Source organism: Mariprofundus sp. EBB-1, assembly GCF_003665155.1.
Taxonomy (GTDB): Bacteria; Pseudomonadota; Zetaproteobacteria; order Mariprofundales; family Mariprofundaceae; genus Mariprofundus.
Window position 1 is genome coordinate 1 of record NZ_RCFQ01000019.1, and the last position, 15,187, is coordinate 15,187.

9 protein-coding genes are annotated in these 15,187 nt (G+C 49.0%); 6 read left to right on the top strand and 3 right to left on the bottom strand.

The genetic code is table 11. From position 1 onward, the window contains the following. Window positions 1-123: 123 nt before the first annotated feature. Both D8Y20_RS08740 and cutA read right to left on the bottom strand, forming a co-directional pair. Window positions 124-879, bottom strand: a complete 756-nt coding sequence (locus tag D8Y20_RS08740) for a cytochrome c biogenesis CcdA family protein (RefSeq protein ID WP_121542815.1) — start codon at window positions 877-879, stop codon at window positions 124-126. A 69-nt stretch (window positions 880-948) separates the two neighbouring features. After that, window positions 949-1,263 (bottom strand): divalent-cation tolerance protein CutA, encoded by a 315-nt coding sequence (gene cutA / locus D8Y20_RS08745; protein WP_121542817.1) that lies wholly within the window; start codon window positions 1,261-1,263, stop codon window positions 949-951. A gap of 159 nt (window positions 1,264-1,422) precedes the next feature. Between cutA and acs the strand changes: the two genes are divergently transcribed. The 5 genes from acs (at window position 1,423) to D8Y20_RS08770 (ending at window position 13,568) form a co-directional block, all read left to right on the top strand. After that, window positions 1,423-3,378, top strand: a complete 1,956-nt coding sequence (gene acs, locus D8Y20_RS08750; protein WP_121542819.1) for an acetate--CoA ligase — start codon at window positions 1,423-1,425, stop codon at window positions 3,376-3,378. A 95-nt stretch (window positions 3,379-3,473) separates the two neighbouring features. Further along, window positions 3,474-6,254 (top strand): hypothetical protein, encoded by a 2,781-nt coding sequence (locus D8Y20_RS08755; protein ID WP_121542821.1) that lies wholly within the window; start codon window positions 3,474-3,476, stop codon window positions 6,252-6,254. A gap of 387 nt (window positions 6,255-6,641) precedes the next feature. Further along, the gene (locus D8Y20_RS08760) at window positions 6,642-10,532 is read left to right on the top strand and encodes an S-layer family protein (RefSeq protein WP_121542823.1); all 3,891 of its coding nucleotides are present in this window, start codon (window positions 6,642-6,644) and stop codon (window positions 10,530-10,532) included. 298 nt (window positions 10,533-10,830) lie between these two features. Next, a complete protein-coding gene (locus D8Y20_RS08765; protein ID WP_161957607.1) occupies window positions 10,831-12,933 on the top strand; it encodes an ATP-binding protein in 2,103 nt (700 codons plus the stop codon). Further along, the gene (locus D8Y20_RS08770) at window positions 12,930-13,568 is read left to right on the top strand and encodes a response regulator transcription factor (protein WP_161957608.1); all 639 of its coding nucleotides are present in this window, start codon (window positions 12,930-12,932) and stop codon (window positions 13,566-13,568) included. The genes D8Y20_RS08765 and D8Y20_RS08770 overlap by 4 nt, the downstream gene beginning before the upstream one ends. A 79-nt stretch (window positions 13,569-13,647) precedes the next feature. On the opposite strand, the gene D8Y20_RS08775 is transcribed toward D8Y20_RS08770, so the two are convergent. After that, the gene (locus tag D8Y20_RS08775) at window positions 13,648-14,091 is read right to left on the bottom strand and encodes a TerB family tellurite resistance protein (protein ID WP_121542829.1); all 444 of its coding nucleotides are present in this window, start codon (window positions 14,089-14,091) and stop codon (window positions 13,648-13,650) included. 247 nt (window positions 14,092-14,338) lie between these two features. On the opposite strand from D8Y20_RS08775, the gene D8Y20_RS08780 reads away from it, so the two are divergent. Next, complete coding sequence (locus D8Y20_RS08780; protein WP_121542831.1) at window positions 14,339-15,178, top strand: phosphate ABC transporter substrate-binding protein; 840 nt, start codon at window positions 14,339-14,341, stop codon at window positions 15,176-15,178. Window positions 15,179-15,187 lie beyond the last annotated feature (9 nt).

A 15,187-nucleotide genomic window follows, 5' to 3' on the forward strand; every position in this document is an offset into this window, starting at 1 on the left:
AACTATTATTATTTTTAATATTAACATGCGCCGCCAGGTCGGCTGTTATTTTAGATAGATGCACAGCAATAGTTGCAAGCGTGATAACGACCGCTATCTATCAGTGAGCGATAATGGCTGAGCTTATGGAACGAGCGCAGCCTCAATATCGGCAAGGAAAGGAAACCAGTCGATTAACCATGCTGCCACGCGACTGAAGCTGCCCAGGAAGATTAACGAACCTACAAAAATTAACAGTACGCCCGACAATTTTTCAATAATCATCAGGTGACGTTTGAAGCCCTGAGACCAGCGTAAAAATGCATCCGTTGCTAATGCGGCCAACAAAAAGGGGATGGCCAAACCCAATGAGTATGTCGCTAACAGCGCGATACCGCGCATCAGCTCAGCCTGAGCTCCTGCCACGGCTAGAATGGCTCCCAGAATAGGGCCGACACAAGGAGTCCAGCCAAATGCAAAAGCTGCGCCCAACACCAGTGCTCCCATACCATGCTTGGCATTGATGCCACCTGTATCAAAATGTGCATCCATCATCAGGAATGGGATTCGGATAATGCCGGTATAGTGAAAACCGAATACTACAATCACGGCACCGGCCACTTTCCCCAGCACGGCAAGATGCGACAACATCCATTGTCCTAGCAGCGATGCTGATGCTCCGAGTATAATAAAGACCAGACTAAATCCTGCTACAAACCAGATAGACTGCACTACTGCACGGCGTCGAACCGATGACGTTTGCCCATCCTGCTGACGCAGGTCGTTCACTGATACACCGGATATATAAGAGAGATAAGCCGGCACTAAAGGCAATACGCAGGGCGATAAAAATGATAACAGCCCTGCCAATAGGGCTCCTGCAAATGTTACTTCAATCATGAACACTCCATCATTTTATTTAAGTTAAGAATATATAAGCGAACCTTAGTCGGTTCATACAAGCAGAGCTTACCCTACCTCTGAATCAACCCACTCCGTATATTGCGCACTGCAATCACGCAGATCCCAGGTTATTTCCGGCAATTCATAAGGGTGCACTTGATGTAGCCATTCAAGCACTCTGTCTTTATGATTGATATTTGTTTTAATGCTCAGATAATATTCTTCTGCCTGCTCTACCTTACCTTTCCATCTGTAAGTGGAAATCCCAGGTCCTGTCATTTGTACGCAAGCGCACAGCTTCAGATCAATTAGCGTTGTAGCAATCAAACTGGCTTCAGAGCGTGAGCAGACACTGGTGTGAATAATACATATTTTTTGCATGGGCTATCTTAACGCTTGCTCAATATAATCTAAAGTAGATTGTTTACACCGCTCTATGACTATAATTAAGAACAGACATGCAATGCTGCGACTATTCTGGTGTCGGAACCTTGTTTGAGCTCGGCATGCCTGCTAGAAATGAGTGTGGAGGATCAACCCATGTCAGACAACATTGATAGTATTCTCGAAGAACATCGCTGCTTTTCACCACCGCAAGGGGACAAGGGCAATATCGCTTCTTTGCAAGCGTATCGTGCGCTGTGCGATGACTTCGCCAATGATTCTGATGCTATGTGGGAGCGTCTTGCTTCAGAACACCTGGATTGGAAGACACCATTCTCTAATGTCCTGAATCAAGACAACGCGCCATTCTTTCGCTGGTTTGAAGGCGGTACATTAAACCTGTCTGAAAACTGTCTTGATCGCCATGTTGCCGCAGGTCTTGGTGATCGCAACGCCATTATTTGGGAGAGTGAAGCTGGTGAGGTGCGTAAGATCTCATACCGTGCCCTATTGGCTGATGTTTGCCGCGCCGCCAATGCCATGACCACTCTCGGCATTGGTACAGGCGACCGCGTAGTAATTTATATGCCAATGATTCCGGAAGCCGCTATTGCCATGCTGGCCTGTACCCGCATCGGCGCTATTCATTCGGTAGTATTCGGTGCATTTTCTCCACACGCATTGAAAGATCGCATTGAAGATACCCAAGCTCGGTTGGTGATTACAGCCGATGGTGGTGGCCGCCGCGGGGGTGTGCATGCGCTTAAACCGAATGTAGATGAAGCCATCCATGAGGGTTGTCAAAGTGTTGAACACGTATGTGTGGTGCGCCATGCTGACAATGATATTGATATGTCTGGCAAGCGTGACATCTACTGGCACGAAATCCTGCAAGTTGAACCCGATCATTGCGAACCTTTAGCTGTAGATTCCGAACATCCACTATTTATTCTCTATACATCAGGCTCTACCGGCAAACCGAAAGGCATTCTACATAGTACGGCGGGTTATCTCTTGTGGGCGCGCCTCACCATGTTATGGACCTTTGATTTTCAACCAGAAAGTGATGTGTTCTGGTGTACCGCAGATGTCGGTTGGATCACAGGTCACACCTACTCGATTTACGGGCCGCTGGCCTGCGGTGGTACAACGGTAATGTATGAAGGGGTGCCAACATTCCCTGATCCGGGTCGCTTGTGGAAAATTTGTGAGGATCATGATGTCACTGTTTTTTACACTGCTCCGACTGCTATTCGCGCTCTGATTAAAGCCGGTGACGAATGGCCGAATCAATATGACCTTTCCGCTTTACGCATACTTGGAACTGTAGGTGAACCGATAAATCCGGAAGCATGGATGTGGTATCACAATGTCATTGGCAAAGCTAAGTGCCCGATTGTTGATACATGGTGGCAAACAGAAACGGGGGGCCACATGATTGCGCCTTTGCCATTTGCCACTCCGACCAAGCCCGGATCTGCTACACTGCCTCTGCCCGGCATTGATGTCGCTGTGGTCGATGAAAGCGGTGAGAATGTCAGTGGTGATGGTGGTTTGCTGGTTATACGAAAACCGTGGCCATCGATGTTGCGTGGTGTTTGGGGCGATGATCAGCGTTATATTGACACGTATTGGCATAAATTTGAGGGTAAATATTATTTCGCCGGCGATGGTGCCAGGTGTGATAAAGATGGCTATATGTGGATCATGGGGCGGGTTGATGATGTATTGAACGTTTCCGGTCACAGGCTTGGTACGATGGAGATTGAATCCGCACTGGTATCACACTCGGCTGTTGCTGAAGCTGCCGTTGTTGGTCGCCCACACGATATCAAAGGTGAAGCCGTGTGTGCATTTGTCACGCCGAAAGGCAATGTGGAGGATGCCGACGCGGCAGCCTTGGCTGCTGAACTGCGCATCCATGTTAGCAAAGAGATTGGCGCTATAGCGAAGCCGGATGATATTCGTTTCTCCAATAGTCTGCCTAAAACACGTTCTGGAAAAATCATGCGACGCCTGCTGCGGGATATTGCCGCAGGTCGAGAGATTACCTCGGATATATCAACGCTTGAAGATCAAAGTGTAGTTCAACAATTACAAAGGCCAAGATAACCGATGGCAGCCTTATTCCTTTTGGTGTTCAGCTGAAATCGCGTCATATTTTTCATCATCCGGTCGGCACCTTTCCAGCTGGTGCGCGTTGGTACTTGGCTGGTATTGCAGTGTTCACATTGTTGTGTCTGGCTATGCATTTATCGATTCAAACAGATGCTCAGCAACGCGCCGAATTGCTGGTGCAGGCCTGGGCTAAGACAGCAGATGTTCAAGTACACGATATCCGTTATCACCTGCTTCGTAATGCGTTAATTCTTAAAGATATTCATACTGAGCGAGGTGGCGATTCCATTACCATCAAGCATATTTTATTACGCACGAGCCCTGAATCATTGAACAGTACCAAGCCACAGATAGGGCAGGTGGAAATATCAGGTATTGAAGCGGAACTTCATCAGAATCAAGTGACCCATGCATGGCAATTAAATCAGTCACTGATGCAGATATGGCAAGCTGCTTCTTCACTGCAAGTCCGAAACGGCCATCTTGCACTGCATCTTCAGCAGCATGATAGCACCCCTTTGGTACTGGAAAATATCTTCATCTTGCAGCACTTGCAGTCGCAAACACGAATGATCATTGCATCAGCCAGTCTGCAGCATGGTTTATTACAGTGGCAGTTGCATACCGATCGCGTCAGCAATGAATCGGATGGGCTATTCAGCTGGAAGCGTGTAAATACGCAACAATTGACGGATGCATTGGCGTTACAGCCGATGGGTGGGCAGCTTGATGGCGAACTTACTTGGCACCAGTCAGGGGCCGGGCCGCAATATCCTCTTAATATTCAGGGTGAAACTCATCTGAGTTTCGCCAATATGGTTTCAAACAACTCCGCAGAGCCCGGCAACAAGCAGCCCTTACATCACTTACGCTTTTCAGCAGCACAACAGGCAGATGCATGGAGCATCGATATCGATGCAAGCGCATGGCCTCTTGCCGCATGGTCATCGCTCATGCCGGGTCTTGGAGAGCGCCAGTTTATTGCTGGCCACATTGATGGTTCTACGCATTGGCAGGGAGCGCCCGGGGGATGGGTCATCAACGGTTCCAAAGGAGCTATACGCGATATTGTGTTTGCTCAACCAGTGCAGGGGGATGACAAATATAATCATTCTACTGCATGGTCCTGGAATGGCATCGATTACGACAGTTTTCATGTTGATACAAAGCAACAATATTTACACGTATCCCGCATGGCGTTGAACGATGGGAAGATGACGCTCAACACAGAAAGGGATCCAACAGCCGCAGCTCAGCGGACTCCTCAAACAGCTACGTTGTCTGATGGTTGGAATATCAGCATTGATGACATCCAGGTACACAATATGACCATGGATATTAAGCTGCCTGATGGTGATATAACACTGCAATCCCTCACCGGGCAAGGCGCATGGCCAAAACAACATGAGCTGAGCTTTGATCTTGCTACTGACAAGCAAGACAGTTCACCTGATCCAAAGTGGCGACTGCGTGGCAATGTGAGAAAGAATGAAGCGATGCACGCTACTGATGCTGAATTGACGGTGCATGCCAGAGATATTCCTATCACCAGCATGCGTCCTTTATTGCCTCTACGCATTGATGATAATAGTCCAGTCACTTTAGCGGGTAAGATGGATATGCGAAGCAATGTATCCGTGCAGCAAGGCATATGGCGCATGCAAGGAAAAGCCAGTGCCACAGATGTGCAGGTGTCGCATGCCGGTGATGTCTGGATGGCCGATCATATTAGCACCACATTCGGTCCCGTCGGTATGAACCTTGATATGCAGCACATTGATAAAATCAATGTTGAACAGTGGTTATATCTCGCAGCACTGGAACCATTACAACCGGTTCCTCAGGAGCAGGTCATCGCACCAGTGCAGAGGGCTTGGTGGGCCGCTGCCTTACGCAATAAAGGTATCCGGATTGATCAACTTCGACTGCAAGATGGTACGCTTAGTGTGGGTCAAAAAGAGTCCCGCTGGGCTGAACATTTTGATATTCAGCTCGATAATATGGCTATAAACAGCCGTGCAAAGGTTAAAGCCAAGGCAGAAGTAGGAGGGGGGCTGTTTGAATTAAGCGGTCAGTGGAGCGCATTAACTCAAACACAGCAGTTTATGGGCTCAGCCTCACTGCACCATGCATCACCGTTCTTTTTGCATTCATGGATGTTGGCATCAGGCATGCCGCGGCTTCTTCGTGGTCATCTGGATTTACAGCTAGATATTATTGAGGCCAGTGAGCCTGACAGTTATCAAAGCAGGTGGATGGTTCAGTTGCAGCGAGCATTATCAGAGACAGGCAATGACCAGACCGATCCTATGCTCGTTCGCACCGGTTATAATACGCATGATCTGATTCAGCGTTTAGGAGGTGAGCGTGAAATGATAAAGCTGGAGAATAGCATCGCTGGTTCCTGGCAGCAGCAGCCACTTAACTTTACTATGATCGAGCAATCCTTTTTGAGCACATTATATGATGCCTCACAACAGCAGCATTCTTCACAGGAACCATTGCACCAGCATGTTGTTCCTCAGAAGCCGACAAAGCCCTCTCTTCCTGCTGCAATAGGTTTAAATACGCAAACGCGTTTACATAATAAGAATGGCGTGCTGTCTCTGAATGAGCGTAGCCGTTTAATTAAAGTTGTACGTTATCTGCGTACAAAACCGGAGATGAGTATTGATTTGATTCCACGTTGGTCTGGAGAGAGGCTCGATGATGAAATGCTTGCTCGAATACTGCATACGCAACATTTGATCAAACGCTATATGGTGCATCGCAAGATTGATGAAAATCGCATTTTTCCGCTCTGGCCTGCCAAAGCAGATCATGATCAGGAAATCAGTTCAATCCAGATTAAACTCAACGCACAGCATTGATCAGATAGTTTCACCACTCTGGCGGCAACCTTATCCTGAATAAACATCATTTTTATTCGTCACTGTTAACCAGCTGAATGCATTGTAGTTACCGGCATTGGTTTTTACCTTGGATCCATTTACGCTCACTATAAATTAGCGAAAAATAATCGCAGGATGCTATCAAGTGAACGAAATCTCACTGTTATCTTAGTATCCAGAACACCTTTCGTACAAGCTGCTTGGCTAGGCCTTTTGTTGTGCTACACACTCAGGTTAATCCAAGTCCCCTCCCTCTCCATCCCCCCGATCAGGGGGTTGTGGCAAGAATGTCCGGTTATACATTCGCCCCTGATACTTTTTACAGATAAGCGTCTGTTCCTGTGAAATCGTATCCGGGGGATATTTATGATATATATCAAACTCAAACAGATGATTGTGCTGATGCTTGTTGCAGGCTTGATGGCCTGTGGTGGAGGAGGCGGAGGTGGCGCCACAGCAGGCGGCGGACTCTCGGGTACAGCCGCAACCGGTAAACCTATTGCCGGTCTCGTCTTCGTAAAAGATGCCAATGGCGTCGTGCAGCAGATTGGAACGCAGGTCAACGGTAGTTTCACCCTGAACGCAACCGGCCTTACTCCACCCTTATTACTCAAGGTAGTGCCGACCAATGGCAGTGCACCGCTATATTCTTATGCATCCAGCGTCACGCAAACCATCAATATCACACCGCTGACCAGTCTGGCTCTGTTTCTGGGCAACAATAAAGCGGATCTCGGAGCGTTATATGCCACATGGAATGGCACAGGCATCACCGCTGCAGCTATCGCCAGCGCACAGAAAACAGTCAATGCCAACTTTGCCAATCAGTTACGCGCTGCCGGTGTGAACCCGGCCAGCTACGACTTCATGACAACCCCCTTCACAGCCAACAGCACCGGTGTAGATGGATTCCTCGACACACTACGTCTTACGATCAATCAGCAGGCAGGCACTTTCACAACCAGCATCAATGCCGCACCATTGAGTTTTAATAAGCGTATCAATACGGCAGGCATCAATATCGGTGCCCCTGTTGTAGCTGAAACCATACCACCTGTTGTCACGGTTCCTGCGAATATCACGGTCGCAGCCGCGAAGGGAGCAACCACCGTAGCGGCCACACAAGCAACAATTGCGGCATTTCTGACTGCAGCCACGGCAACCGATAATACCGCAGTCGTTGGTCCGATTACGCATAATGCACCGGCGACCTTTCCTGCAGGTACTACAACAGTCACATTTTCAGCCGCGGATGCTGCAGGCAATACAGGTACAGCAACGGCCACCGTTACTGTGACCGTCAATGTAGTCCCGACTAATCCGACCATCACTTCACTGACGCCCGCCAGCGGTGCAGTAGGCAGCACGGTAACCATTAATGGAACAAACTTTATTTCAGCCACCTTTCCTGCAACCGCCGTTACTTTTGGCGGCAATATCCAGGCTACTGGTGCCAATATTGTCAGCCATACTGCCACCCAATTTGTCGTCAATGTTCCGGCAGGCGCACAATCCGGCCCCATCACTATTCAACATATTCCCAATGGACCATCAGTAAGCACGGCCAACTTTACGATTACGACGGCAGGTGGTGGCGCTCCGGCTGATGTCACTCCTCCAGTCGTAACCCCACCAGCAAATATCACGGTTACGGCAGCGCAGGGAGCAACCAGCGTACCTGCTACTCAGGCTGCCATTGCCACCTTCCTTGGTGCTGCAACAGCTACAGATAACGTGGCCGTAGTCGGGACCATCACCAATAATGCACCTGCCAACTTTCCTGTCGGTGTAACCACTGTAACTTTTTCCGTCTCGGATGCGGCACGCAATACCGGTACGGCTACTGCAACCATCACAGTTAATGCGGCTCCGCTTGTGGATGCCACGCCGCCAACAGTGACCCCACCAGCAAACATCACCGTCACGGCAGCGAAGGGTGCCACCAGCGTTCCCGCTACCCAGACTGCAATTGCCACCTTCCTAGGTGCTGCAACAGCTACAGACAATGTGGCCGTAGTCGGAGCCATCACCAATAATGCACCGGCCAACTTCCTGATCGGTGCAACCACTGTCACCTTCTCAGCCTCGGATGCGGCGGGCAACACCGGCACTGCGACTGCAACAGTGACCGTCAATGCAGCGCCAGCTCCGGGTGGAGCCAGTCCGTTAAGTGCTTTTTGCCCGGCCACGCCGAATAATGTGCCACCCACATTAAATGGTTGGAAATGGGCTAATCCATCTCCACAAGGTGCCAGCTTGTTAGCCGTTGCTGAAGGCAATGGTGTATTTGTTGCTGCTGGCGCAAGCGGACAGATGGTTCGAAGTACTGATCGTGTGAACTGGACTGTTGTGGATTCAGGAACTAGATCCAAAATCGACAATTTATCATGGGATGGTAATGTTTTTTATGCATTTGCGTCTAAATCATCTACAACCCCCGAGACTATTCTCAGTTGTGATGGTATCACATGGGCGAAGGTGCCATTTAATATTACATTTGACCCAGCTATACCAGTGCGTAGCCGAGCTTACAGTAACGTCGGAATTCATAGCCCTGTTTTTATCAATGGGAATTATTTTGCGACTGATGGAAGCTTAATATATAAAAGTACGGATGGCCTTAATTGGGCTGCAAGCCTCTTAAACTCACCGGTCAACCCGGGTTTGATCCTTCAGCTTGTTAGCAATGGCACAAACACCATTGTCGCTCTGGGCCGTGATGGTCTTTATACTTCAACGGATTCGGGGATAACATGGCAAAAGCCGGCAACGACCCCTGTTTTCAATTATACAGGGTATGGATTTGCTAAAAAATTGGTTTGGACAGGTAGTCAGTTTGCAATATATGTGAGTAAAACGGAGCTATCCACCAGTACTGACGGACTGACGTGGACACCGGTTGTCACCAATTCCGCAATTCCCGCCTTTAATGTCGTCTATCATCCGGAGATGATCTATTTCAATGGCACCGCTATCATGTATGGCGGTAATGACTTCACTCAGGTTACTTCCTATAACAACAATGCTGGCTTTTACTTGCTGGATGCAACCAATAATTGGATAGAAGGCGATTGGCACAGCACGAATCAGAGAGCCTTAACAAAGGTCAATGATGCTATAGTAACCTCCGCCAATACCCTGTTGGTAGTCGGTGATGGCGGCATGATTGCAGAACAAACCGGAGCCAGTGTACCATCACAGAATGCTGTAAATCGTAACTCATGGACCCGTCGCTCTGGTGATGCCACGCCCGGACTATTGACCAGTATCGCTACCAACGGTACGTCCTATGTCGCAGTTGGCACAGAAACAGATATTCTTTACTCCATTGATGGCATCACATGGACCAGACCAGTATTACCAACCTTTAAATTTGCAATTTGGAGCCCCGCTACACCAGTTACCGGGGAAATAGGTCAGGTGCAATGGACAGGCACACAATACGTTGCCTTAGGCGACACGGGTATGATCCTGACCAGTGTGGATGGACAAACATGGGTCATCGAGAAAAAACCCGGCACAAGCAATGCTTTACCGACCCCTGACGTCAGTACATTTTTTAACGGGACTTTATTCTGGAACAATTCATTTCGCTTAAGAACGCGTACCGCAGTCAACACATATGGAACAGTAGACCCGAGTGCTGGGGCTCCTTTAATTGGTGGTGCTGGAGTCATTGTGACATCTGGCTTTGCTGACAATGGAACACGCCTCGTATCGGTAGGTAACTATGGTATCACCACAACACTGGATGGCGTGACATGGGTTTCATCCTCATTGGCTAATATCCTCAATAGTGCCAATTTTGAATTTACCGGTGTCGCTTTTAATGGAGTCAAATTTCTGGCTATCGCGAATTACAGCGTGACTGATCCGATTACCAACATCACCACAGTCACTGAAAATGTATTACAGAGTCTGGATGGGTTGGCCTGGACTCAAATTACAACCTTCCCGAATGGAAAACCATTAACGCTGGGCAGCACGTTGCGAGGTCATGCCCGTAATATTCTGAAAGGGAGCAATGGCAAATTCATGGCTTTCGGCAGCACTATTGCCAATAGCAGCCCACGAGAAAGTCTGGATGGTATTACATGGACTGATTCAATTCTCCCTCAGGGATCTGCTAACAACTCCATTGATGCGCGTGTTTACGATCCTACTGGCAGCTATTGGAGGAGAAGCTGGGGGGACTTCATTAAAACCCCTACGCATGAGATTTTAACCGGCTTTAGAAATGGCATTCTGGTGAAGTAACTAGTAATACAACCCGGAAGTTCGTGAAAAAACAGTATGCTATAATTCATTGGTTTTAAGGCATTTCAAGCATTATTAAACTTTCACGAACTTACGGGTTAGCGTATTAGCAGAGGAATGCCTGATAATAGATTCCAGAGGTGGCCTCTGCGCCGCCTTGGGGCCTTTCCTGAGCAAAACAGTTGGTTTTAGTCTACAATCAAATATGGCTATCAATATGTATGGCTAAAACCGTGGGAGGATACTCACCTGAAGGCAATGGTATGATAAAATTGTGATCCAGACGCGCCCTATGCGTATGTCTCCGCTCTCTATATTGCTCACCTGTTCGACGCTTGGGTTGGCTGGCATGCTGGCGGCAATCTGGCTCGCCATGCAAATCCCGCTTCTGCAGGCTGAATTTCAGATAGACCCATCAGGCAACCGTTTAATGATTCACACATCTGAGTTAGATCATGAACCACTCCGGTCACTCGGAACCGGTACACAACATATACCTGCTGTCCCGGCACTGCTGATCGAAGATATGGATGCCTTGCCTGACTATGCAGCCAGACGGGATTTTCTGGACGGCCAACAGTTTCTGATCAACAGCATGCAACAAGGCTCCTTGCAGCTCACGCTGGATGACGGGCAAACCCTTTCACTACCGGTATTACAACGCGCCTTCACAGATTTACCGTTCATGTTCTGGTTCCAGATGATCAGCGGCTACCTCGGGCTCATCATCGGGTCTGCGGTATGGGCATTCAGCCGCCAGAAGCAGGCTGCACTACCGTTGGCCATCATGGGACTGGGTCTGGCGATGGCGGCCTGGTCGGCCGGCATTTACAGCACACGCGGCCTGGCGATGGATGCGAATTGGTTCCGTCTGCTCGGATCGATCAATCATCTGGGAGCTATCCTGTATGCCTGTATGATGAGCGCCCTGTTATGGCGTTATCCGTTGCCTATGCGCGGTGATAAATGGATTGGTATGACTGCTCTGTTTACCGCTTCCATGATCTGGGGGGCAGACACGCTGGCGCTCGGATCAACACCGAACATCACGTTTTTTATACCCTTTTTCATCGTGTTTTTGTCATCCATCCTACTGGCGGTTCGGCAATGGCGGGCATCGGCATGTGATCCAGTTGCTCGCGCAGCACTCGGCTGGCTATTGTTATCCGTATTTTTCGGCACCGTATTGTTCTCCGGCCTGTCCATGCTGCCCATGATGCTGACAGGGCATGCGCTATTGGGATCGCAGGGCTTATTGATGGGAGCGCTGGCACTGGTGCACCTCGGATTGGCGCTGGGCATTATCCGCTATCGCCTGTTCGATATCGGTCAATGGTGGTTTGCCGTCTGGAGCTGGCTAGTCGGTGGAATGCTGGTCATTGCATTGGATTTTCTACTCCTGTCACTATGGGTCTGGCCACAGACGCTGGCTTTGCCTGTCACCATGCTGATTGCAGGACTGATCTATTTTCCGCTCAGGCAGTGGTTGTGGCAACGGCTTATGCGTCATCCGGAGCCAGAACATGAATTATTCTATACACAGCTAGCTGCCATGTGTTCACAACCGGATAAAAATCTACAGATAGAAACAGACTGGAGTAGCTTGCTGGCAAGCATGTTTTCACCCATGGAAATCATCCCTCAAGCACACGCCTACGCATTACCGCAATTACTGAACAATGGCAGTCATTTACAAGTGCCTGCGCTTATTGACGAGAGTTCCTTGTTACTGGGTTACCCGGCTAAAGGTAAGCGCCTGTTCACCCAAGTAGATGTACGGATGGCCGAGCATTACATCACCATGGGACGCAATATGTTAAGCCAGATTCGTGAAAAACAGGCGGCCACCAGGTTGGAACGACAACGCATCATGAACGATCTGCACGACGAACTGGGTGGAAAGTTACTGGAGCTGAGCTATCAATCATCCGAATCACCGGTGCAATCACTGGCTCGTTCGGCCATTCAGGATATGCGCGATCTGGTTCATTCCAGCCATGAAGAAAACCTGGTGCTGGACCATGTGCTATCGGACTTGCGTGGTATGATTGCCAGCCAGACCGAGCTGGCTGATATTATGCTGAAATGGGGTAGTGCTATCGCGGATGATACAAACATCGCAGGCTGGCAGGCATTGCATCTGCGTCGCATCATAAAGGAAGCGGTGACCAATGTTATTCGACATGCTCAGGCCACAGAAATAGTCATCAGCATTGCACTCGAAGATGGTCTGTTGTTACTATCTATAGCCGATAATGGTGGTGGTTTGTACCAGACACAAAGCAAGGGGAGTGGCTTGATGAGCATGCGACAGCGAGCAGAAAAACTGGCCGGAGAAATTCGCTGGGAAAATCAACCGGAAGGTGGCTGTAAAGTGAGCCTGCAATGCCCCCTATCATGATTCAAACGGTACTCATACTTGATGACCAGCCTCATGCCAGAGCTTGGCTACGCACAGCTGTGGAAGCCAGCTTCCCACATGCACAAATGCATGAAACAGCGTCTCTGGCAGCGGCGCGTGAGGCTCTATTATCGACACCCTTCAACCTGTTTCTATGTGATCTGGGCTTGCCTGATGGTAATGGCCTTGATCTGCTTATGGATCCTTCCCTCAGGCACAAAGATATGATTACCGTTGTCTCCACCATTCATGATGAAGATGAATATCTCTTCCCGGCCCTCCGCTTTGGAATTCAAGGCTACATTCTCAAAGATCATCCGACTGAAGAGATCGCTGCCATGCTGGAACGAGCTGTATCCGGTGACCCTCCGGTATCCCCTGCCATCGCCCGAAAACTGTTACAATTCTTCCATCACCAGGGACAAAACAAACCTGAGATTCCTTTAAGCAAGCGTGAAGAAGATGTCCTGCGTATTGTATCCAAAGGTTACACTACAGCTGAAGCTGCTGGGCTGCTGGATATCAGCCAACATACGGCCCGCGAATATTTGAAATCCTGTTACCGCAAGCTGGAAGTCTCCTCTCGCTCGGAAGCTACTCTAGCAGCTATAAGACTGGGCCTGACCAAGGCGTAAGCATTACGGATGAATCGCTGTAATGCCAACGCTCCAGGAGTTTATCGGATGTCGAATGTTTGTTTGATCAAAGAAGTCTTCATGTAATACCTGCTGCAATTTTTGCCTGGATGAATTGTGAATGATGCAGACCTAGCAGGTCAGCTACACGGCGAATCAGCTGCTCTTCATAGGGGTCAATATGACCATCGGCCAACGCTACAGCCCACAATTCTGCCAGAATATCAATGCGTTCAGCGGTGTTAAAACCCTTTACCACGACGGATGTAAACTGGTGCATATCCAGAGCATCTTCGACCTGTTGTGATGCCTGTTCAATCAAGACATGAATCTCTGCATGGCTCAAGGCAAAACGCTTCTCCAGATGTTTGATGATTTCACTGCGCTCAGCATCCTGCAGTTTTTCATCCATACGCATGATTTCCACCATCAGGGCTGCGACCGCCAGCGTTACATCGTGTTTCCGCTCTTCTTGTGGGCTCTCTGCTGCTTTTTTCCACATCTGTTTCAGTTTTTGAATCATGCATTCTCCCAGTACGCTTTCGGCGACTCTAACCATCTCTTGTATGCATGCGAAACGGATGTTGTAAGAGATTAGGGTTCCATGAATCTCGGGAGTCCTAATCGACATACCACAATCGATAATCCGGATGCGTTTTTAAAGTGAGCGCATTGCCTCTTTATTCATATACGCGCGCTTTGTCATGTTGGTTTTGTAATGTTTTGATCAATGCAGCGACTTAGCCAGATATATCAGGAGAGCCGCTCATATGAAACATAAGAATATCCTATCCATTATTGCCTGCGCTATAACCGCTGTTATTTCGATCACTCCGGTCTATGCGCATGAAACACTGCATGCCATGGGTTCAACGACGGTCATGCCAGTCGTATCAGAGGCAGCAACAGCCTTTCACAAGGCCTATCCAGATATTTCGATCACGGTTTCAGGCGGTGGCTCCGGCGTTGGAATCGCTGCCATGATTCAACATACCGCACAGATCGGCATGGCTTCTCGCAACACTAGCCCTGAAGAGCAGGCTAAACTGAATGAGTGGGTGGATAATATCGTCATTGCCCGTGATGCGGTTGCTGTTGTGGTATCTAAAGAAGTCTATCTTGGTGGTGTGACACATCTGTCCCTGGCTCAGATTGCACGCATTTATCGTGGTCAGATCACAAACTGGAAACAGTTGGGCGGGCCGGATGCACAGATTCTCGCTATCGATAAAGAAGCCAGTCGTGGCACCAGGCATGTCTTTGCCGAGGCTGTGCTCGGCAATGCCCATGCTCGCGCGCCGGGCGCATCGTTAATTTCGGGCTCGAATAATGAAGAACAGGCGATTGTCGCACGCAGTCACCAGGCGATCGGCATGCTATCCAATGCATGGCTAAATGATCGGGTACGTGGGATTGCGATTGATATGGATGGTGTGGCGATCAGTCCAACGCTTGAGCAGATTCGTAACGGCCACTATCCGATTAGCCGTGGCTTGCATATTCTCATTGCCAAAGATGCATCTCCGGCCGCCCGCGCATTTGTGCAGTTCTTACTCTCTGAAAAAGGGCAGGGCATTGTTAAAAAGGTCGGTTATCTGCCTGTGCATTAATGGCATCAT

What these genes read in the sequence shown, in the direction of transcription:
- D8Y20_RS08740 (WP_121542815.1), bottom strand. Translation starts at nt 879, where the DNA reads ATGATTGAAGTAACATTTGCAGGAGCCCTATTGGCAGGGCTGTTATCA.
- cutA (WP_121542817.1), bottom strand. Translation starts at nt 1,263, where the DNA reads ATGCAAAAAATATGTATTATTCACACCAGTGTCTGCTCACGCTCTGAA.
- acs (WP_121542819.1), top strand. Translation starts at nt 1,423, where the DNA reads ATGTCAGACAACATTGATAGTATTCTCGAAGAACATCGCTGCTTTTCA.
- D8Y20_RS08760 (WP_121542823.1), top strand. Translation starts at nt 6,642, where the DNA reads ATGATATATATCAAACTCAAACAGATGATTGTGCTGATGCTTGTTGCA.
- D8Y20_RS08765 (WP_161957607.1), top strand. Translation starts at nt 10,831, where the DNA reads ATGTCTCCGCTCTCTATATTGCTCACCTGTTCGACGCTTGGGTTGGCT.
- D8Y20_RS08770 (WP_161957608.1), top strand. Translation starts at nt 12,930, where the DNA reads ATGATTCAAACGGTACTCATACTTGATGACCAGCCTCATGCCAGAGCT.
- D8Y20_RS08775 (WP_121542829.1), bottom strand. Translation starts at nt 14,091, where the DNA reads ATGATTCAAAAACTGAAACAGATGTGGAAAAAAGCAGCAGAGAGCCCA.
- D8Y20_RS08780 (WP_121542831.1), top strand. Translation starts at nt 14,339, where the DNA reads ATGAAACATAAGAATATCCTATCCATTATTGCCTGCGCTATAACCGCT.